The organism is Roseixanthobacter pseudopolyaromaticivorans (assembly GCF_043195145.2).
Classification (GTDB): domain Bacteria; phylum Pseudomonadota; class Alphaproteobacteria; order Rhizobiales; family Xanthobacteraceae; genus NCEH01.
This window is the reverse complement of the sequence record NZ_CM195539.1, coordinates 1,820,002-1,839,615: the sequence shown is the minus strand read 5'-3', so window position 1 is coordinate 1,839,615 and position 19,614 is coordinate 1,820,002. Positions and strand designations below refer to the sequence as shown.

Here is a 19,614-nt window from a genome sequence, read left to right as displayed (position 1 = left end):
GCTTTCCCGGTCACATCGCCCCTCACCTATTTGGTGATGAGGGCGGTCTTCACCGGGACAGTATCGAAGCGGTAGCGCACGCCGACGGACACGATGTCCACGTAGGCGTTGTTGACTTCGGCGACCAGCACGCCGCGGGTGAGATTGGCGGTGTCCAGCGGGGTCAGGTTGATCGGGCCGCTTTCGCCGAAGATATGGGTATAGGCAAGATCGATGCTCAGATTTTCCGTCCACGCATAGGTCAAGCCGCCGGAAAGCCAGAGGCGGTTGCTGTCGGGCAGACGCGGGGTGCGGTATTCGTCGGTGACCGGCGAGATTTCATAAGCAAGACCGGCGCGCAGGGTGAGCTTGGGGTCCCACTGATACTCGAAGCCGCCAGAGAAGAACCAGCCGTCCTGCCAATGCAGAGAGAGGATCGAGGGGGCCGAAGGCACCGCGCTGTTCGGCTGGATGACCAATTGCTGAAGGTTGGACCAATTGGTCCATTCAACCGTACCCAGCACGGTCCAGCGCGGATCGAGCTGCGAGCGCAAGCTGGCGGTGATCTGGTCCGGCAGGTTCAGGCCGGCTGACGCGGGCGCCTGACCGGCGATCACCCCGATGGGCAGCGACGACGTGACTGAGCCGCTCAGATTCTGGTCGATGGCCGAGCGATAGCCGATGCCGAGCGTCGTGCCGGGGCGCAGGGTGAACAAGGCGCCGAGGGTAAAGCCGACGCCCATGTCGTCGCCATTCACTTCGGCGGACCCCTGAAGATAGGACGGCGCACCGGTAAGGATCTGCGCCTGGTTCAGCTTGGCGTCGATGTAATTGACCGCCACGCCGCCACCGAGGGTCAGCCAGTCGTTGACCTTATAGGCCACCGAAGCGGTGGCGTTCATGTCGAAGATGCGGCTGTAGCAGCCATAATAACGGCCGGACCAATTGCACGGGGCGTCCGTGATGAGGCCGTAGGGCGACGTGATCGCGAGGCCGACCGCCCAGCGATCCCACGCATAGCTGACATAGCCCGTGGGCAGCGTGCCGTTATCGACGATATCACCCACGCCGACATTGCCGAGATTGGTGCCGAGCGCACTGCGGGCGCCGATCACGTCGATCGAGGCATGGGGCGCAATGTAGGTGACGTTTCCTTCCACCGACAGGCCGGGAGAAAAGCTCATGGCCGCCGGGTTCCAATACATGGACGCAAGGCCCGCCCCGCCCGCGGCGTCACCGGCGAACGACGTGCCTTGATAATAGGAGCTTTGTTCCCTCAGGCCGAACCCGCCGGCCGAGGCGGTCGAAACGCCGCCAAGAAGCAGGGCCGGCATCATCAGAGCGGTACCGGTACGGGCCATAGCGTGACGTTTGGACATGATGCCCCCTCAGGTTGCGTTTCCCATTGGGCATGCCGTCTTTTGTGCGGCGCACGTATCAGTGCTTCTCATGCCCTATACGTCAACAAGGATGCCTATTCGAACGGGGGCGTCAACCAGACTGGCGTCCGATTATCTCCAAAAACAACTTAAACCACACCTCTGTGGCAGACATGCAACGCACTTCCCGCAGACGTTCCAGCCGGGATGGTTGAATTCGATGACTGACAGCAGCAATGCGACAGCTCGATTGACCTTTCTTCTCCGTGAACCCTCCTCGCCGCTCAGGTAAAGGCGTTGTGCACTGCTCTGCCCGCCGGCTCGATTCTTGTGCGCCGCAATAATGCCTTCGGATCTCACGAATCCTTGTCTTGGCGGGCGGGGAGGTGGGGGCTTGTATCGAAGGTTAAAGCATGTATCCTGCCGTTCGTTGGATGACGTATAGGTGAGGGTGCGACAGTGGCAGTTAAGCGCGGCGCCTCGGGTGCCATAACCGACACATTTTTCACCGTGACCGAGTTGGCACGGGACCTGTCCGTCACGGCCCGCACCATCCGATTCTATGAAGACAAGGGGCTCATCACCCCCCGCCGCGCCGGCAACATCCGCGTCTATACCAAGCGGGACCGCGCACGGATGGCATTGATTCTGCGCGGCAAGCGGCTCGGCTTCAGCCTGCGGGAAATCAAGGACTATCTGGACCTTTACGACGTCGACCCCACCCAGATCGAGCAGATCCGTCTTCTGCTCAAGCAGGTTCGCAGCCGGCTTGAGATGCTGGAGGACCAGCGCCTGGCCCTGGAGGAAACGATCGTCGAGCTGAAGGAGATCGAGGAACAGACCGAGGCGGCCCTGAAGCAGGAAGTCGCCGCCAAGCGCATCGCCGGTTGAGGCGCGCGCCTCTCGGCGGCGTACCGCGCCGAGACGGGTGTCGATCTGGCGTCACGAAGCACGCCCCATAATCGGGCGGTCCGCGCCAGCGCTCGACCCGTCCCGCGCGCCCCAAGATGATACGAGCATTGATAGGTCGGCCCGCCCCTTTGCGAACGTTCGGCGCCTTAATGTGCTCGCCCAATCATCGAACACGACAAATAAGAACATTCGGCAAAAAAGACATCTGGTAGGAGAGCCCATGCAGAACGTGGTTATCGCAGGCTATGCCCGCTCGCCTTTCGCGCCCGCCAAGAAGGGAGATCTTGCGCGCGTCCGTCCGGACGATATGGCCGCCCAGGTTGTGCGGGAGTTGATCGCGCGCTCGAAAGTCAATCCCGAGGATATCGAAGATCTGATCGTCGGCTGCGCCTTTCCCGAGGCCGAGCAAGGGTTCAACGTGGCGCGCCTGATCGGCATGATCGCCGACCTGCCCCAATCAGTCGCCGGCGTCACGGTGAATCGCTTCTGCGGCTCCTCCATGCAGGCCATTCATATGGCCGCCGGGCAGATCCAGCTGGGCGCCGGCGAGGTGTTCGTATGCGCGGGTGTCGAGAGCATGAGCCGCGTGCCCATGACCGGCTTCAACCCCATGCCGAACCCGTCCCTGCACGAGAAGAACCCAGCCGCCTACATGGCCATGGGCGACACGGCGGAGAATGTCGCGCGCAAATGGCAGATCAGCCGCGCCGACCAGGACGCCTTCGCCCTCAAGAGCCAGCAGAAGGCCGCGAAAGCCCAGGCCGAGGGGCGGCTGAAGGATGAGATCGTCGACATCCGCATCAACGGCAAGAGCGTGGATGCGGACGGCTGCATCCGGACCGAGGCCAAAGCCGAGGATTTCGCTGGACTGAAGCCGGCATTCGACGAAAACGGCACCGTGACCGCCGGCACCTCCTCGCCGCTCACCGACGGCGCTTCCGCCGTGCTGGTGTGCACCGAAGCTTATGCCGAGAAGCACGGCCTCACCCCGCTCGCCCGCCTGCGCGGCGTTGCGGTGGCCGGCTGCGCGCCGGAAATCATGGGCATCGGCCCGGTCGCGGCCACCCGCAAGGCCCTGGCGCGCTCCAACATCCAGGTCGGCGACCTCGATGTGGTCGAGCTGAACGAAGCTTTCGCGTCCCAGGCGCTCGCCTGCATCAGCGATCTGGGGCTGCGGGACGACACCATCAATATCGACGGCGGCGCCATCGCCATCGGCCATCCGCTCGGCGCGACCGGCGCGCGGATCGTCGGCAAGGCGGCTTCGCTGCTCCAGCGCGAGGGCGGGCGCTATGCGCTTGCGACCCAGTGCATCGGCGGCGGACAGGGCATCGCCACCGTTCTCGAACGCATCTGAGCGGAGCGCGAGAGATGAACGAGATCAAGAAGGTCGCCGTCATCGGCGCAGGCGTCATGGGCGCCGGCATCGCGGCCCATGTGGCGAACGCGGGCATCCCGGTGTTGCTGTTGGACATCGTCCCCCAGGGCGCGACCAACCGCAATGCCATCGCGGAGGGCGCCATCGCCCGCCTGCTGCAGGCAGACCCTGCCGCCTTCATGTCCAAGGCCGCGGCAAAGCTGGTCACGCCCGGCAATACCGAGGATCATCTCGATCAGCTCGCCTCCTGCGATTGGATCGTGGAAGCGGTGATCGAGCGGCTGGACATCAAGCAGGCGCTCTATGCAAAAATCGAGGCTGCGCGCACCCCCGGCAGCGCGGTGTCCTCGAACACCTCCACCATCCCGCTCGCCGATCTGACCGCCGGCCTGCCGGAAAGCTTCGCCCGCGATTTCCTCATCACCCATTTCTTCAATCCGCCGCGCTACATGCGGCTGCTGGAGATCGTCGCCGGCCCCAAGACCGATCCCTCCACGGTGGCAAAGGTCTCGGCTTTCGCCGACGTGAAGCTCGGCAAGACGGTAGTGACTTGCAAGGACACGCCCGGCTTCATCGCCAATCGCCTCGGCACTTATTGGCTGAACCTCGCGGTGGGCGAAGCCATCGAGAAGGGCCTGAAGGTGGAAGAGGCGGACGCCGTAATGGGCCGTCCGTTCGGCATTCCCAAGACCGGCATCTTCGGCCTGCTGGATCTCGTCGGTCTCGACCTGATGCCGCATGTACAGGGCAGCCTGGAGCGCGCGCTTCCCAAGAGCGATCCCTTCCACGCCACGCTGCGCGACATCCCTCTGGTCAAGACCATGATCGAGACCGGGTACACGGGCCGCAAGGGCAAGGGCGGCTTCTATCGGCTGAACCGCGAGAACGGCGGCAAGCTGAAGGAAGCCATCGATTTGTCCACCGGCGCGTATCGCCCGCAGGAAAAGGCGGCGCTGCCGGAGCTTGAGGACGGCGGCGGCAAGGACCTGCTCGCCCTTCTCTCTGCCCCCGGCGCGGCCGGGCGCTATGCCTGGGCTGTGATGGGGCGCACCCTCTCCTATGCCGCTCGTCTGGTGGGCGAGGCGGCGGACGACGTGGTCGCCATCGATGAGGCCATGCGCCTCGGCTATAATTGGAAATGGGGCCCGTTCGAGCTGATCGACAAGATCGGCGCGGCCAACCTCATCGCCCGCCTGAAGGCGGACGGGGAAGAGATTCCCGCTCTCCTCGCCAGCGCCGAGGCCCAGCCTTTCTATCGGGTGGAGAACGGCACGCGGCGCTATCTCGGCCTCGACGGGGCCTATCACGACGTGGTGCGCCCGGACGGCGTGCTGCTGCTCGCCGACATCAAGCTCAACAGCGAGCCCTTGATGAAGAACGGTTCGGCGGCGCTGTGGGATATCGGCGACGGCGTGGTGTGCCTGGAATTCACCAGCAAGGGCAATTCGCTGGACGAAGGCATCATCACGCTCCTCGGCAAGGCGACGCGCCTCGTGAAGGACAAGTACAAGGCGCTCGTCATCTATAACGAGGGCACGAACTTTTCCGTCGGCGCCAATCTCGGCCTTGCTTTGTTCGCCTGCAACATCGCGGCGTTCGGCGAGGTGGAGAAACTGGTAGCGACCGGGCAGAAAGCCTATCAGGACCTCAAATACGCCCCCTTCCCCGTCGTCTCCGCGCCCGCCGGCATGGCCCTCGGCGGCGGCTGCGAGATCCTGCTGCATTCCGATACGGTGCAGGCCCATGCGGAAAGCTATATCGGCCTCGTGGAATGCGGTGTCGGCCTGCTGCCAGGCTGGGGCGGATGCAAGGAGATGCTGACTCGCTGGCAGAACGCCAAGGGCATGCCCAAGGGCCCCATGCCCGCCACCTCAAAGGTGTTCGAGCTGGTGAGCGTCGCCACCGTCTCCAAGTCCGCCGCCGAGGCGAAGGAATATCTGTTCCTGCGCGACAGCGACGGCATCACCATGAACCGCGATCGCCTGCTGGCGGATGCCAAGGCCAAGGCCCTGGCGCTGGCAGAAAACTACGTGCCGCCCAAGCCCAAAGACCTCACCTTGCCCGGCCCCTCTGGCAAGACCGCACTGGTGATGGCGGCGGAAGGCTTCCACCGGCGCGGCATGGCCACCAAGCACGACCTGGTGGTGGCCGGCGCGCTGGCCGAGGTGCTGTCCGGCGGCAAGGCGGACCATATCGAGCCGGTGACGGAAGCCCAGGTGCTGGAGCTGGAGCTGGCGAACTTCATGCGCCTCATCAAGACCAACGCCACCCTCGCCCGCATCGAGCACACGCTGGAAACCGGCCGCCCGTTGCGGAACTGAGCCGCCGGATCTGAACAGTCCCCTCTCCCGCTTGCGGGAAGAGGGCGCTTTTCGCGCAAAATTCAAGAATCTCGGGAGAGCGACCATGCAGACGTATCAGCCCCCGCTCCGCGACATGCGCTTCGTGCTGCACGAGCTACATGGCAGCGAAAGCCTGAAGGACATGAAGGGCCTCGAAGAGGTCACGCCTGATCTCATCGACGCGGTGCTGGAGGAAGCCGGCAAGCTGGTGACCGAGGTGCTGGCGCCCATCAACATGGCCGCCGATCAGGAGGGCTGCACCTACGAGAATGGCGTGGTGCGCACGCCCAAGGGCTTCAAGCAGGCTTATGAAACCTATCGCGAGGGCGGCTGGAACGGCATCGCCTGCGATCCCGAATGGGGCGGCCAGGGCCTGCCGGCGAGCGTGACCAAGTTCATTGAAGAGATGATGTGCTCGGCCAACCTTGCCTTTGGGCTCTATCCCGGCCTTACCCACGGCGCCTATATCGCCCTGAAGAACCATGCGTCCCAGGAGCTGAAGGAACGCTATCTGCCGAAGATGGTGGAAGGCGTCTGGACCGGCACCATGTGCCTCACCGAGCCGCATTGCGGCACCGACCTCGGCCTGCTGCGCACCAAGGCGACGCCCCGGGGCGACGGCAGCTATGCCATAACTGGCAACAAGATCTTCATTTCCGCCGGCGAGCATGACCTGACCGAGAACATCGTCCATCTGGTGCTGGCCCGCCTGCCGGATGCGCCGAAGGGCGTGAAGGGCATCAGCCTGTTCCTGGTGCCGAAGTTCCTGCCCACCGAAGATGGCCGCCCGGGCATGCGCAACGGCGTGCAGTGCACCGGCATCGAGCACAAGATGGGCATCCACGGCTCCGCGACGTGCCAACTCTCCTTCGACGAGGCGACGGGCTGGCTGGTCGGCGAGCCGCACAAGGGCATGCGCGCCATGTTCTCCATGATGAATTCCGAGCGCCTCTCCGTGGGCACGCAAGGGCTCGGCGTGGGTGAAGCCGCCTATCAGAGCGCGGTGACTTATGCCAAGGAGCGGCTCCAGGGCCGCGCGCTGACCGGCGCCAAATATCCCGACAAGCCCGCCGACCCGATCATCGTACATCCCGACGTGCGGCGCACGTTGATGACCATGCGCGCCTACAACGAGGGGTGCCGCGCACTTTCCGGCTGGGTCGCCCGCAATCTCGATCTGATGGAGCGTTCCAACGATCCGGAAGAGCGCCAGCGGGCGGAGGACTTCACCGCGCTGATGACCCCGATCGTGAAGGCCATGTTCACCGATCTCGGCTTCACCAACGCCTCGCTCGGCGTGCAGGTCTATGGCGGCCACGGCTACATCCGCGACCACGGCATGGAGCAGTATCTGCGCGATGCCCGCATCGCCATGATCTACGAGGGCACCAATGGCGTGCAGGCGCTGGATCTCGTGGGCCGCAAGCTCGGCGCCCATACCGGGCGCTATCTGCGGGCCTTCTTCCACCCGGTGCTGAACTATATCGACGCAAAGCTGGACGACCCCGATCTCGGACCCTTGGTCGGCCCGCTCGGCAAGGCGTTCGGCGCGCTGCAGCTGGCCACCGCCCATATCGCCCAGAAAGGCATGCAGGACCCGGACGAGGCCGGCGCCGCGGCCACCGAATATCTGCGCCTGTTCGGCCTCGTGGCGCTCGGCTACATGTGGGTGCGCATGGCAGAGGTGGCGTTGCAGAAGCGGGGCGAGGCCAATGGCGACGCCGGTTTTTATGAAGCCAAGATCGTGACCGCGCGCTTCTTCATCGACCGCCTGCTGCCGGAAGTGGCGGCCCTGTGGGGCTCCATCAAGGCGGGCAAGGCCTCCATGATGGCACTGGACGACGCGGCCTTCTGACCCTACCTCGGGGCGTGCCGCAGACGCGCGCCCCGCTTTGGATGCGGCGCCTCGACGAGGCGCACGGAGACAGGACCCAACATGGCAGACCTTTCCTCCCTCATCGAACTCATGAACGATCGCGCCGGCGCCCTCAGCGAGCTCGGCTATCGCGTGCGGTTCGACCTGACCGACACCGACGAATCCATCATTCTGGATGCAACGGGCCCTGCCGTGGAGGTGCGCGAAGGAACCGGCGAGGCTGATGCCGTTCTCAAGCTTTCCACCGATACGCTGGACAAGCTGATCACCGGCCGCATCGGCCCAATGCTCGCCTTCTCCACCGGCCGGTTGCGCGTTGAAGGCTCCCAGGGCGTGGCGCTGAAGCTAGCGGGCCTGCTGGATCAGTAATCCGGTCCAGCAGGGCGTTGATGGCACTCCGGTGCGTGCTTATTCAGCGACCACCGGCAGCGCTTCGCCCGCCTTGTGCGCTGCGATCCATTTGTGGATCTCCCGGACATGTTCGGATTCCTCTTCGACGAACTCCTTTGCGAGCACCCGAATTTCGGGATCTTGCGTGGTTTCGAAGATCTTCCGGTAATAGTCGAGGCTCGCCTGCTCGGCGTCGCGGGCGATGTCCAGCGCCTGTTCCCGCCCGATAAACGGATCCGCGGCCCAGATCGCCGCTGCCTCCGGGCTTTCCAGATCCGGCCAATCGAACTCACCCGGCTTCAGCGTGGGAATGTCGCGGAACATGGAACGCGCGCGCGCATCCGCGAGATGAAGGCGGGAATAATTCGACAGTCGGCGAAACAGAGTCGCGACCTGTTGGTTGCCGCAGCTTTGCATTACGTCAGCCAGCTCGCCGAAGCGGAGCGCCGCCTCCTCCTCAAGCTTGACCGCATACGCGAGAAATTGTTCTACAGTATCCACGCATCACCTTGCCAGAATTGAGGGAACTCATTGCTGCGCTCGAGTGGATGCAGCAGGGTGTCAGGCGGCAGCTCCCTCTTCCACATAGTGGATGATGATTTCCTCTTCGCGCGCGATAAACTGGCACGCCAGCCGGAAAGGCGGGGCGATGTCATTGATCTCGGCTTCCGTGATCTGTTCCTTGGTGATCTTGCCGAGATCCTGGAGCTTGGTCTTTTCCCGATCCGTCAGGGCGATGGCCATGCGAGGCTTGCCGATGACATATTCGATCTGGATGAGGCAGGATCCGCACTCACCTTCCTGACAATCATAAGCGATCTTCACTCCATTGGAGCGGGCGACCGCTAGAATAGTACTTGTGTCTCCCGCCACTGCGTAGACACGTTTATCTTTGACGGTCGGCGATCTGAACGTGACGATAGGCATGTTTAAATCCTATTGATTGGGCGTTCTTATTAGAGATATCTGCACATGACTGCCGCCACGTCACAGTCGCGACGGTCTTGCACGAACCTGCTCACGTTGAGACATGAGGCACATGTCCATTTCTTGAGCACTGTATTTCAGCAAGAAGCGTGCCACGCGATGCGCGGCTTGTTCTCCCCCGGGAAGAGATTGGGAAGCCTGGATTGACCGGCGATCTCGCGGCGCAATCTGCGCGCTGCCGGCTTCTTGGTGCCTGCACAAACTCAATGCCGGTGCGGCAAAGGGCTCAGGCCTCGCCGCTCATGTAGTGGTGGCAAAATCAGCGGTCGCGATGGGGAATATTGCAGGCGATCGTTGCAATGCCAATAGCCAACTTAGATTTCACGCTATGCGACGTCTTTGTCGCAAACCTCCTTAACGTTAACCTTAAGCCGACAACAATGTCGACTGCCTCAAATGTGCGGGCCCAGTTGTTCGGACACTAGCTATCCATATGCAGAATGATAATGTGCCCGTCATGGGGATGGATTCCATACCCGCGTACAGGGAGAGATCGATGAAATCTGTGATTTTCGGCGCGCTGTTCGCGATGGTCGGCGCCATCGGTATGGCGAACGCCCAAGGCGCAAAGCCCGCTAATACCGAGGAAATGAAGCCGGCGAACTGGTTGTTCGTTCAGGTGGCCGATTCGGTCACGGTCGACGACAAGACCATCACCCTGAAGGGCGTCGCGCCCCAGACCCTCATGTTCTCCGACCGCCCCGAGCGGATGACCGGCGATGCGCCGACCGCGAACTTCGTGAAGTTCTGGACCACCGGCAAGGACAGCTTCCAGAAGGATGCTCCCAACGCCACGCTCGCCGTGACCGTGGATGGAAAGCCCGTGACCGCCGTGGTGGAACTCACCAATCCGGTGCTCACCGGCGATACGCTGGTCTATAATTACAAGCTGCTCAGCGACGAGAAGCCCGCCTCCGGCACCAACGCCAGCCTGTTCATCGACTGGTGGTACGGCTACGGCCCCTATTGGCACCCCGGCTATTGCTGGCGCGGTCCCTACGGCGGCCTGCACTGCCGTCCGGGCTGGTGAGCCCTCGCTTCTCTGAAGCCTGAAACGAAGACCCCCGCCCGGCTCGGCCGCGGCGGGGGTTTTCTTTTTGAGGTGCGAGGGGCGGCCGTGCGGGCAGCCCATCGCACCTTCGATTCGTTCAGGCGACTTCGAGACCCACATCCACATTGTTGCGGGTGGCGTTGGAATAGGGGCAGATCTGGTGGGCCTTAGCGACCAGATCCTCGGCCTGGGCGCGCTCGATGCCGGGCAGCGAGATCTTCAGCGCGGCGGTGATTCCGAAACCGCCTTCCGAGCGCGGGCCGATTCCGATCGTGGCGGTGACCGTGGCATCAGCGGGGATGCGCACCTTCTCCTGTCCGCCAACAACCTTCAGCGCGCCGAGGAAGCAGGCGGAATAGCCGGCCGCGAACAATTGTTCGGGATTGTTGCCTTCGCCGCCGGCGCCGCCGAGTTCCTTGGGGGTGGTCAGCTTCACGTCGAGCGTGCCGTCGGCAGTGGTCGCGCGGCCGTCGCGGCCCCCGGTGGCGGTGGCCTGGGTGGTGTATTTCACATCGACAGACATGGGATGACTCCTTGAAAATCCATTTGGGACGCTGCGGCAACCGCTCCCCTTGCTCTGTGCGAGCCAGCGCGGCGACCTGATAAGAGTTTTATATCTCACGATTAAATCGCGCGCAATATATTTTTTGAGCTGTCTCTGATACCGCCTTGCCACACCGGCCGGACAAGCGCGGCGCGCGCCGCCGCGGCATTGCCTGCGGGCTGAAAGCTTCCTATTCAGAAGCGGTTGCAGCGGATGGGGCCTCAGGCCCATGGAGAACGCGATGTCTGAAACCGCGCATATGGACACCAGCCTGCCCCGCAAATCTCCCTCGAAGGCCGCCACGGTATTTCGCGTCACCAGCGGCAACTTCCTGGAAATGTTCGACTTCTTCCTGTTCGGTTTTTACGCGACGCACCTGGCCGCGGCGTTCTTTCCGGTGCACGACCCGTTCGCCTCCCTGATGCTGACCTTCGGCACGTTCGGCGCGGGCTTCCTGATGCGTCCCCTCGGCGCGATCATCCTCGGCGCGTATGTGGATAAGATCGGCCGGCGCAAGGGCCTGATCCTTACGCTGGCGATCATGTCGTGCGGCACCATTCTCGTCGCCTTCGTGCCGGGATACGCGACCATCGGCCTGCTGGCGCCGCTGCTCGTGCTCATCGGCCGGCTGCTGCAAGGCTTCTCCGCGGGCGTGGAGCTGGGTGGAGTCTCGGTCTATCTGTCGGAAATGGCGACGCCGGGCCACAAGGGCTTCTACGTGAGCTTCCAGTCCGCGAGCCAGCAGGTGGCGATCATCGTCGCCGCCGCCCTCGGCTTCGCGCTGAATGAATGGATGAGCCCGCAGGCCGTCTCCGACTGGGGCTGGCGCATCCCCTTCTTCATCGGCTGCCTGATCGTGCCGTTCATCTTCGTCATCCGTACCTCGCTCCAGGAGACGGAGGCGTTTCTCGCGCGCAAGCATCGCCCTGATGCCAGCGAGATCTTCCGCTCCATGCTCACCAACTGGCCGCTGGTGCTGGCGGGCATGATGCTGGTGGTGATGACGACGGTCTCTTTCTATCTCATCACCGTCTACACACCGACCTTCGGCCGCGCGGTGCTGAAGCTCAGCGCCGCCGACAGCCTCATCGTCACCTTCTGCATTGGTGTTTCGAACTTCTTCTGGCTGCCGGTGATGGGCGCGCTGTCGGACAGGGTCGGGCGCTGGCCGCTACTCGCGGGCTTTTCCTTGCTAGCCTTGGTCACAGGCTATCCCACCCTCGCCTGGCTGGTGAGCGATCCGACCTTCGGCCGCATGCTGCTGGTGGAGCTGTGGCTCTCGTTCCTGTACGCGAGCTATAACGGCGCCATGGTGGTCGCGCTCACCGAGGTGATGCCAGTGAACGTGCGGACCTCGGGCTTCTCGCTCGCCTACAGCCTCGCCACCGCCTTGTTCGGCGGCTTCACGCCCGCCGCCTGCACCTGGCTGATCGAGGCGACAGGCGACAAGGCCGCTCCTGGCCTATGGCTCGGGTTTGCGGCCCTGTGCGGCCTGCTGGCCACTGCCGCGCTCTATCTGCGCCGCGACGGCCGCAGCCTGGTGAATGCCGTCTAGGCGGCCGGTTGGGGCGAACGGGATCCGGTTCGCCCGAACACACCGCAAGAGCAACGCGCGGCGCCCCCCGCGTGTCACGGAGCCTAGGTCGCTGCCATGTCCTCAGGCTCGGCCACGCTGGGCAGTTCCACCCGCTGGATCAGGCCGCCGGACGGCTTGTTGGCGAGCGCCAGCTTGCCGCCGTGCCGCTGGATGATCTCGTGGGCGATTGCCAGCCCGAGGCCGGCACCGGGGATCGTCACCTGGCGCGCCGGATCGGTCCGGAAGAAGGGCTCGAACACCTGCGCCATCAGATGTTCGGGAATGCCGGGTCCGTCGTCCTCGATCAGCAGCAGGGCGCATCCCGCGCCCGAGCGCAGATAGACGCGCGCACCGCGCCCGTGGGTGGCGGCATTGACGATGAGATTGCGAATCGCGCGCTTGAGCGAGAGCGGCTTGCCCGCGACGTTCAACTGGCACGCCTCGACCAGCTCGGCACCGAGACTGCTTTGCTCGGTTTCGCGCACCACGGCCTTCACCACCTCGTCGAGCGGCACGTTTTCATCCGGCGCGCCGCTGACTTCCTCGCGCACCAGGCGGATGGCGCTGTCGGCGATGTGGTCGAGCTCGGCGAGATCGTGGAACCAGCGCTCGCGCTCCTCCTCATCTTCGATGAATTCCGCTCGCAGGCGCAGGCGCGTGAGGGGGGTGCGCAGATCGTGCGCGGCCGCGGCGACGATCCGCATGCGGCTGTCCATCGCCATCTTCAGCCGGTGGGACAGCAGATTGATGGTGCGCGCGGCAGCCCGCACCTCGGTAGAGCCGGTTTCAGCGAGCTGCGGCAGTGAACCGTCCACGCTGACCTGATCCACCGCCTGCTCGATGAGCGCGAGCGGCCGCAGCAGGCGCTGAACCGCCACCGCCACCACGATCGTGACACCGAGGGCCACCAGGGCGAACCATCCCAGCACCCCGTAGGGAATCGTCGGTGGCGGGGGCAGCATGTGCTGCTCGATGGGAAATCTCAGCCATCGGCCATCCTTGAGATGGACCAGCGCCAGATGCCCCCGGCTCTCCTCGTCCGGCGGGCCATCGGCGGGGGGCGGGCCCCCGGGTGACGAGCCGGGGGCGAATTCCGAAATTACGGTCACGGCGCGGGCGATACCCAGCCGGCCCAGAGCCTCGGTCAGCGCCCGGGAGGCAAACGGATCGGCCATGCCTTCGGGCGGGGTGACGCTGAAGATGTCTGGGCTTGCGACCGCATCCGCCCCGTTCTCGACCATCTTCACCACCATCGCGAGCTGGCTCGCGGTCACCGCCTGCTCGAACATCGGGCGCGGACGTCCGCTGAACAGAAAAAACACCGCGGTGGCAAGGACGAGCACCAGCAGGATCGCCGCGACCAGAAGCGCCGTGACCCGCGCGCGCAGGGATTTCACGATGCGCTCTCGAGCGTCTCCACGCGCGCGGCGAACTGATAGCCGCCGTTGCGCTGGGTCTTGAGGATCTGGAATGAGCCGGCATCGCCGAGCTTGCGCCGCAACCGGCTGACCAGCACGTCGATGGAGCGGTCGAACGGCCCCGCTTCCCGGCCCTGGGTGATGTCGAGCAACTGGTCGCGCGAAAGGATGCGGCCCGGCCGCTCCAGGAAAGCGAGCAGCAGGTCGAATTCGGCCGCCGTAAAGGCGAGGTCGACGCCTGCGGGATCGAGCACCTGACGCGAGGCGCGCTCCACCGTGAAGCCGCAGAAGCTGTATTTCTGCGCGAGTCCCGGGTCGGGCGGCACGTCATGCATGCGCCGCAGCACCGCGCGGATGCGCGCCACCAGTTCGCGCGCGTTGAACGGCTTGCCGAGATAATCGTCCGCGCCCACCTCCAGGCCGATGATGCGGTCAACCTCCTCCTTGAGCGCGGTTAGAAGAATGATGGGCACGCGCGAGCGTGAGCGCAGCGACCGGCACAGATCGAGGCCCGAGGCGTCTGGCAGCATCAGATCCAGCACCACGAAGTCGATGCGATTGGTGGTGAGCTTCTCTTCCATCTCCCGGCCGGTGGCGGCGAGGGACACGCGAAAGCCCTGGCTCGCCAGATAGCGGCCAAGCAGTTTTCTGATTTCGTGGTCGTCATCGACCACAAGAATGTGCGGCGCCGCTTCCAAACGATTGTTTCCCGTTGCAGTCCTCGACGCTCTAGCGCACGCCGCGAAAATATCTGCCGGCGGATTGCAATTTTCCATTGCCATCATGCGCTCAGCAATCGCCGCTCACAAATACCCGATTTTTAGAAACATCCAGAAACGCACCGCCACACCAGGGCAATTGCCGGGGCGCATCGTCAGGTCATCGCAAACGACTTGAGGACGACGCATATGTTGAAACGGGCCATTCTCGCCCCCTCGGTGGTACTGGCGCTCGGCATCGGCGTGGCCGGCTTTGCGGCCGGTGGCCTTGCCTTCGCGGATGGCGCAACCGTTGTGGCGAAGAGCACGGACCGCCTTTCAGCCAGCGAGGGCACGAGCCAGTTTGCTGTCAGCACCCGACCCTTTCAAGTGGCGGAGGCAACCGTGCCCGGCCCACGCGACCGGCAGGCGGACAGGTGGCAAAATGCCGATGAAGACCTGAAGGGGGCCCGACGCCCCGATCGAGGCCCCGGCCCGGTCGGCGGGCAGATGGTGGCGGCGGCCTCCCTTTCCACCATGGAGACCTATATCGGCATCCGCGCCGATCAACTCGATGCGTGGCGCGCCTATACCAATGCCGTGCTGGCGCTGCTCCAGCCGCCCAAGCCGCCGCAGGAAGAGCCCAAGCCCGCCGCCTTCGAGCGCGCCGAGGCGATCGCCACCCACATGGCGGATCAGGGCACCAAGGCACAGGCCGTTCTCGCCGCGCTCACGGCGCTGAAAAGCAAGCTCACGGAGGACCAGCTCCAGCGCGCGGCGGAGCTTTCCGCGCTGCTGCCGCCCGGCCCGCCGCGCGGCCCGCTCGCGTTTGCGTTCGGCGCGCCCCTCGCCCCGCCGATGCCGCCGCCCGGCGTCGAACACCCCCACCTAGGCGGACATGGCCCGCAGGCCCTGCCGGATCCTTCCGACGCCGACGCGGCGTCCCGGCATCCGCGCCCGGCGCTCTGAGCGCAGGCAGATCAACGGGCGGGGGCCCATGCGAGGACGGGCGCAAAGCGCCCTCCCGGTATCACAAGGAGCCCACATGACACCGACGCACGCGGCACATATCGACATCGCGCAGGCCGACGTAACCGAATTCGTCGCCAAGCTGATCTATGAGCGGACCTATCACAAGGTCTGGGAAGACGCGGCCCAATGGGCGCGCAAGGACAGTGTCTCCTGTGCCGAAACAGTGGTGGACGCGCTGCGGCACGCGGCGCTTTTGCCGGGCGAGCAGGCCCCCGTGCACCGGGCGCACGTGCAGCCGCCCCGCCGCTGAACCGCTTCGGGGTCAGGAAGCGACCTCAGCCGCGAGGGTCCGGGAGGGCCAGGAGCGCGGCGAGCGCCTCGCCATCGCCAAGCGCCGCGGCCTTTTCTCGCGCGGAAAGCGCGCCGATCGCCTCCGGCAGGCTTGCGGCATCGGCGATCTTGGCGCGTGCCACCAGGCGTTCGGGGGAATGATCCCCGCGCCGGCGCGCACCGCCGTCCGGCAGGAAGGCGATATGGGCCGCCCTCAGGCGCCCGTCGCCCCGCAGCCGGGCCACCGCCTCGCCCTCGCGCAGCTCCACGGCCAGTTGCTCGGCGATCCGACCGGCCTGTTCCAGCACGGGCGGTGGCGTGCGCTCCTCGGGCACCGTGAGGAGGCCGAGCCGCCGCAATCCCGTCCCGGCGCCGCGCAATGCCGTGAGCGCCACCAGCGGCACCGCCAGCACGAGGCCGAGGATCACCGGGCTCATCCACCAGAACAATGGCGCGGCGATGAGATAGGCCACCACACCCAGGGCGAGCCCGAGCAGGGTGTGAAAACCATACCGCTGCAGCAGCGCACCGAGCGGCACCGAGCCATCATCCCGCCGCTGCGGCTGCCAGCCGGAATCGCGGCCCATGAGGATGCTGGCCACCGCCGAGGATTGGATGATCATCATGATCGGCGCCATCAGGCCCGAGAGCAGGGTTTCCACCAGCACCCCGAAGAACGCCAGGATGCCGCCGCCGAACCCGCGCCGCCGGCGCGCGTCGAACAGCATCAGCACATAGGCGATGAGCTTCGGCGCCAGCAGCACCGACATGGTGCCGACGAACACCCAGGCGGCGCGGACGGGGTCCTGCGCCGGCCAGCTGGGAAACAGCGAGAATTGCGAGGGGAAATAGTCCGGCGGCACGAAGCGCCCCTGCAACGATACCAGAAGGCCGGCGGTCAGCATGGCGAGCCACAGCGGCGCCGTGATGTAGGAGCCGATCCCGGTCAGGAGATGCAGGCGGCTGATGAATTTCAGCCCGCGCCCCGGCAGCACCGCGGCGTGCTGGAGATTGCCCTGGCACCAGCGCCGGTCGCGCACCGCAAGGTCGGTGAGGGAGGGCGGGCCTTCCTCATAGCTGCCCTCCAGGCCCGGCACCATGTGCACCGCGAAGCCGCCGCGCCGGATCAGCGCCGCCTCGACGAAATCATGGCTCAGAATATGCCCGCCGAACGGCTTGCGGCCCCGCAGATGGGGCAGGCCCGCGCAGTGCGCGAAGGCGCCGGTGCGGATGATGGCGTTATGGCCCCAATAATTGCTTTCGCTGCCGTGCCACCAGGAAAGGCCGTGGGCCAGCAGCGGCCCGTAGAGCCGCCCCGCGAACTGTTGGAGCCGCGCGAACAGGGTGCGCCCGCCGACGATGATCGGCAGGGTCTGGATCAGGCCCACGCCGGGATGTTGCTCCATGGCGGCGGCGAGGCGCACGATGGCGTCGCCCGTCATGACGCTGTCGGCGTCGAGCACGATCATGCTCTCATAGGCGCCGCCGAAGCGCGTGACCCATTCGCCGATATTGCCGGCCTTGCGGTCGATATTCTTCGCCCGCCGCCGGTAGAACAGATGGCCCTCCCCGCCGGTGCGCCCGCGCAGGGCGAGATAGCCAGCCTCCTCGGCGATCCAGACATCCGGGTCGGTGGTGTCGGAGAGGATGAAGACGTCGAACTTGTCCCCCTGCCCGGTCGCCAGGAGCGATTCATAGGTCGCCTGGAGCCCCGCCATCACCCGCGCCGGGCTCTCGTTGTAGCAGGGCATCAGGAGCGCGGTGCGCGCGGAAACCTCCGGCAGGGGCGCGTCGGGGTCGATGCCCAGCGGCCCGGCGCCGTGATGCATCAGGGAAAAAATGCCGCTCAGCGCACTGGTGCAGGAAAAGGCGATCCAGGCGAACAGAATCACGAACAGGACCAGCACAACGCCTTCCAGCCAGGAGAGCGAACCCACCGAGAGCACCAGATACATCTCCCACGCCGCAAAGGCGGTCATGAGGATGGCGCCACCGATCACCAGCAGGCGCCGCCATGCAAGGCCGGCCGGCCCGGTGTCGGGCCGGCGCGTCACGTGCGGGGGAACGGAGAGAGATTGCACCGGCATGGCGAGCGGCGCCTGCGGGGGAAGCGCCGGGGCGATGGCCTCGGGCGACGGGGCACCCGCCGCGACGGGCCGCGCGTCCGTCACGCTGTCCATCGGTAAACCCAGACTTCCGAAACCAGGTCCTTGTCGCGCAGGATCTGCGCCCGCAGCTCCGCGAGATCCGTATTCTGCGGATCGAGCACGAACGAAAGTCGCCAGCCCTGGATATCTGGATTGGGCTGCAACACCACGTCCTTGACCGCCCCGGCGCTGGTCGAGACCTCGGCGCGCACGGTGGCGATATCCATGTCCTTCAGTTTGTCACCGACCACATCGACGACGAACAGCCGCCCCCCGCTGGCAGCGCCGGACCGGGTGGCGCCGAAGCGTGCCGGCGGGGCAGATTCCGCGTGATCCCAGGCCCAATAGAGGCGATAGGTGAAGGTATATTCCCCGCCCTTGCGCAGCGGCTCCTTGGGCCGCCAATAGGTCACGACATTGTCGTGCACCTCCTCGCGGGTGGGGATCTCGATCAGATGCACGGCGCCTTCGCCCCAATCGCCGATGGGCTCCACCCATACGCTCGGCCGCTTCTCGTAGCGTGCTTCCAGATCCTGGTAGTCGAAGAAGGAGCGCTGGCGCTGCATCAGCCCGAAACCGCGCAGATTGGAATCGACGAACTGGCTGACCTCCAGCCGCTTGGGATTGGTGAGCGGGCGCCACAGCCGCTCCCCCCGGCCGTTGATGATGGCAAGGCCCTCCGCATCGCGCACGGCGGGCCGGAAGTCGTCCACGTCGTTGCGGTCGTTGGGGGCGAAGAAGAACATGGACGTGAGGGTCGCGATGCCGGCCTGATCCATGTCGGCGCGAGGATAAAGCGTCATCTCCACCGTCATGGCCGTGGGATCGCCGGGACGGATGGTGAAACGGAAGGCGGCGGCCGCGCTCGGGCTGTCGAGAAGCGCGTGCACCACCACCGAATCCGTGTCCGGCCGCGGCTGCTCGATCCAATAGGCCACGAACAGCGGGAATTCCTCGCCGCCCGGATCTCCGGTCTTCACCGAAAGGCCGCGGGCCGAGGAGCCATACACCTGCCCCTTGCCGACCGCACGGAAATAGCTCGCGCCCTGGAAAGCGGCGACCTCGTCGAAATAATCCGGCCGGTTCATGGGGGCGTGCAGGCGGAAGCCGGAAAAACCGAGATTGTCCTTGGGGTCCGGTGCCGCGACATTGTGCTCGAAATTGAACAAGTCGGGCGAATAGGGCAGCGGGCGCGCCTTGCCGTCGGCAACGATGGCGATGTCCACCCGGTCGCGGAACAGAAAGCCGCGATGGAACATCTGCAATTGAAACGGCAGCTTCTCGGCGCGCCACAGCGCTTTGTCCGGGTTGAAGCGGATGTTGCGGTAATCGTCATAGCTCAGCTTGTCGAGCTGGGCCGGCAGCTTCTGGTCACCGGCCTTGTAGGGCTTGGCGGCGCGCTCGCGGGCCAGCTGGCGCACCGTGGAAGCGTCGAACGGCGTGCCGTCGCCCGCGGGCGCCTGCGCCTGCGCCGCCAGCCCGCCGAAGAACGAGGCGCCAAACGCGCCCATGAGCGGAAGGAAAGCGGCGGCCTTGACGACCTGGCGTCGATGCATGGACGAGCCTCATGTTAGGAAGGTCATGCCGCAACTCGCCTCCCTTAAGGATTGCGATGCCGCAGCTTAACTGTGGGCG

17 protein-coding genes are annotated in these 19,614 nt (G+C 65.2%); 9 read left to right on the top strand and 8 right to left on the bottom strand.

Annotated features, from left to right (window positions below):
* Positions 1-26: 26 nt before the first annotated feature.
* Entirely contained in the window at positions 27-1,358 is a 1,332-nt protein-coding gene (locus V5F68_RS08865; RefSeq protein ID WP_394012141.1) for an OmpP1/FadL family transporter, read from the bottom strand.
* 510 nt (positions 1,359-1,868) lie between these two features.
* Between V5F68_RS08865 and V5F68_RS08860 the strand changes: the two genes are divergently transcribed.
* The 5 genes from V5F68_RS08860 to V5F68_RS08840 all read left to right on the top strand — a co-directional run bounded on the left by V5F68_RS08860 (position 1,869) and on the right by V5F68_RS08840 (position 8,235).
* A complete protein-coding gene (locus V5F68_RS08860) occupies positions 1,869-2,249 on the top strand; it encodes a MerR family transcriptional regulator (protein WP_394012139.1) in 381 nt (126 codons plus the stop codon).
* A 241-nt stretch (positions 2,250-2,490) separates the two neighbouring features.
* Entirely contained in the window at positions 2,491-3,627 is a 1,137-nt protein-coding gene (locus tag V5F68_RS08855) for a thiolase family protein (RefSeq protein ID WP_394012137.1), read from the top strand.
* A 14-nt stretch (positions 3,628-3,641) separates the two neighbouring features.
* Positions 3,642-5,969, top strand: coding sequence for a 3-hydroxyacyl-CoA dehydrogenase/enoyl-CoA hydratase family protein (locus tag V5F68_RS08850; protein WP_394012136.1), 2,328 nt, complete (start codon positions 3,642-3,644; stop codon positions 5,967-5,969).
* 85 nt (positions 5,970-6,054) lie between these two features.
* The gene (locus V5F68_RS08845; RefSeq protein ID WP_394012134.1) at positions 6,055-7,845 is read left to right on the top strand and encodes an acyl-CoA dehydrogenase C-terminal domain-containing protein; all 1,791 of its coding nucleotides are present in this window, start codon (positions 6,055-6,057) and stop codon (positions 7,843-7,845) included.
* A gap of 81 nt (positions 7,846-7,926) precedes the next feature.
* Positions 7,927-8,235 (top strand): SCP2 sterol-binding domain-containing protein, encoded by a 309-nt coding sequence (locus tag V5F68_RS08840; RefSeq protein ID WP_394012132.1) that lies wholly within the window; start codon positions 7,927-7,929, stop codon positions 8,233-8,235.
* A 39-nt stretch (positions 8,236-8,274) separates the two neighbouring features.
* Here the strand turns inward: V5F68_RS08840 and V5F68_RS08835 are convergent, their stop codons facing one another.
* Together V5F68_RS08835 and V5F68_RS08830 are read right to left on the bottom strand one after the other, a co-directional pair.
* The gene (locus V5F68_RS08835) at positions 8,275-8,757 is read right to left on the bottom strand and encodes a ferritin-like domain-containing protein (protein ID WP_394012130.1); all 483 of its coding nucleotides are present in this window, start codon (positions 8,755-8,757) and stop codon (positions 8,275-8,277) included.
* A 60-nt stretch (positions 8,758-8,817) separates the two neighbouring features.
* The gene (locus V5F68_RS08830; RefSeq protein ID WP_394012128.1) at positions 8,818-9,183 is read right to left on the bottom strand and encodes a 2Fe-2S iron-sulfur cluster-binding protein; all 366 of its coding nucleotides are present in this window, start codon (positions 9,181-9,183) and stop codon (positions 8,818-8,820) included.
* Positions 9,184-9,739: 556 nt separating this feature from the next.
* Here V5F68_RS08830 and V5F68_RS08825 point away from each other — a divergent pair.
* Positions 9,740-10,273: a hypothetical protein gene (locus tag V5F68_RS08825; protein WP_394012126.1), complete on the top strand. Its 534-nt coding sequence runs from the start codon at positions 9,740-9,742 to the stop codon at positions 10,271-10,273.
* Positions 10,274-10,391: 118 nt separating this feature from the next.
* On the opposite strand, the gene V5F68_RS08820 is transcribed toward V5F68_RS08825, so the two are convergent.
* Positions 10,392-10,817, bottom strand: a complete 426-nt coding sequence (locus V5F68_RS08820) for an organic hydroperoxide resistance protein (protein ID WP_394012124.1) — start codon at positions 10,815-10,817, stop codon at positions 10,392-10,394.
* 262 nt (positions 10,818-11,079) lie between these two features.
* Here V5F68_RS08820 and V5F68_RS08815 point away from each other — a divergent pair, with 262 nt between their 5' ends.
* Positions 11,080-12,393 carry an MFS transporter gene (locus V5F68_RS08815; RefSeq protein ID WP_394012122.1) on the top strand — a complete coding sequence of 438 codons (1,314 nt, stop codon included), beginning with the start codon at positions 11,080-11,082 and terminating at the stop codon, positions 12,391-12,393.
* A gap of 83 nt (positions 12,394-12,476) precedes the next feature.
* Here V5F68_RS08815 and V5F68_RS08810 read toward each other — a convergent pair whose 3' ends face one another.
* On the bottom strand, positions 12,477-13,811 hold the full coding sequence (locus V5F68_RS08810; protein ID WP_394012120.1) for an ATP-binding protein: 1,335 nt from the start codon (positions 13,809-13,811) through the stop codon (positions 12,477-12,479).
* Positions 13,808-14,530 (bottom strand): response regulator, encoded by a 723-nt coding sequence (locus V5F68_RS08805; protein ID WP_394012118.1) that lies wholly within the window; start codon positions 14,528-14,530, stop codon positions 13,808-13,810. The genes V5F68_RS08810 and V5F68_RS08805 overlap by 4 nt, the downstream gene beginning before the upstream one ends.
* A 210-nt stretch (positions 14,531-14,740) precedes the next feature.
* Between V5F68_RS08805 and V5F68_RS08800 the strand changes: the two genes are divergently transcribed.
* Complete coding sequence (locus tag V5F68_RS08800; RefSeq protein WP_394012116.1) at positions 14,741-15,499, top strand: hypothetical protein; 759 nt, start codon at positions 14,741-14,743, stop codon at positions 15,497-15,499.
* A gap of 76 nt (positions 15,500-15,575) precedes the next feature.
* Complete coding sequence (locus V5F68_RS08795; RefSeq protein ID WP_394012114.1) at positions 15,576-15,812, top strand: hypothetical protein; 237 nt, start codon at positions 15,576-15,578, stop codon at positions 15,810-15,812.
* A 25-nt stretch (positions 15,813-15,837) separates the two neighbouring features.
* On the opposite strand, the gene mdoH is transcribed toward V5F68_RS08795, so the two are convergent.
* Together mdoH and V5F68_RS08785 are read right to left on the bottom strand one after the other, a co-directional pair.
* Positions 15,838-18,012: a glucans biosynthesis glucosyltransferase MdoH gene (mdoH, locus tag V5F68_RS08790; protein WP_394012112.1), complete on the bottom strand. Its 2,175-nt coding sequence runs from the start codon at positions 18,010-18,012 to the stop codon at positions 15,838-15,840.
* Positions 18,000-19,535: an OpgD/OpgG family glucan biosynthesis protein gene (locus tag V5F68_RS08785; protein WP_394012110.1), complete on the bottom strand. Its 1,536-nt coding sequence runs from the start codon at positions 19,533-19,535 to the stop codon at positions 18,000-18,002. Before V5F68_RS08785 ends, mdoH begins: the two co-directional genes overlap by 13 nt.
* Positions 19,536-19,614: the final 79 nt, after the last annotated feature.

What these genes read in the sequence shown, in the direction of transcription:
- V5F68_RS08865 (WP_394012141.1), bottom strand. Translation starts at nt 1,358, where the DNA reads ATGTCCAAACGTCACGCTATGGCCCGTACCGGTACCGCTCTGATGATG.
- V5F68_RS08855 (WP_394012137.1), top strand. Translation starts at nt 2,491, where the DNA reads ATGCAGAACGTGGTTATCGCAGGCTATGCCCGCTCGCCTTTCGCGCCC.
- V5F68_RS08850 (WP_394012136.1), top strand. Translation starts at nt 3,642, where the DNA reads ATGAACGAGATCAAGAAGGTCGCCGTCATCGGCGCAGGCGTCATGGGC.
- V5F68_RS08845 (WP_394012134.1), top strand. Translation starts at nt 6,055, where the DNA reads ATGCAGACGTATCAGCCCCCGCTCCGCGACATGCGCTTCGTGCTGCAC.
- V5F68_RS08840 (WP_394012132.1), top strand. Translation starts at nt 7,927, where the DNA reads ATGGCAGACCTTTCCTCCCTCATCGAACTCATGAACGATCGCGCCGGC.
- V5F68_RS08830 (WP_394012128.1), bottom strand. Translation starts at nt 9,183, where the DNA reads ATGCCTATCGTCACGTTCAGATCGCCGACCGTCAAAGATAAACGTGTC.
- V5F68_RS08825 (WP_394012126.1), top strand. Translation starts at nt 9,740, where the DNA reads ATGAAATCTGTGATTTTCGGCGCGCTGTTCGCGATGGTCGGCGCCATC.
- V5F68_RS08820 (WP_394012124.1), bottom strand. Translation starts at nt 10,817, where the DNA reads ATGTCTGTCGATGTGAAATACACCACCCAGGCCACCGCCACCGGGGGC.
- V5F68_RS08815 (WP_394012122.1), top strand. Translation starts at nt 11,080, where the DNA reads ATGTCTGAAACCGCGCATATGGACACCAGCCTGCCCCGCAAATCTCCC.
- V5F68_RS08800 (WP_394012116.1), top strand. Translation starts at nt 14,741, where the DNA reads ATGTTGAAACGGGCCATTCTCGCCCCCTCGGTGGTACTGGCGCTCGGC.
- V5F68_RS08795 (WP_394012114.1), top strand. Translation starts at nt 15,576, where the DNA reads ATGACACCGACGCACGCGGCACATATCGACATCGCGCAGGCCGACGTA.
- mdoH (WP_394012112.1), bottom strand. Translation starts at nt 18,012, where the DNA reads ATGGACAGCGTGACGGACGCGCGGCCCGTCGCGGCGGGTGCCCCGTCG.
- V5F68_RS08785 (WP_394012110.1), bottom strand. Translation starts at nt 19,535, where the DNA reads ATGCATCGACGCCAGGTCGTCAAGGCCGCCGCTTTCCTTCCGCTCATG.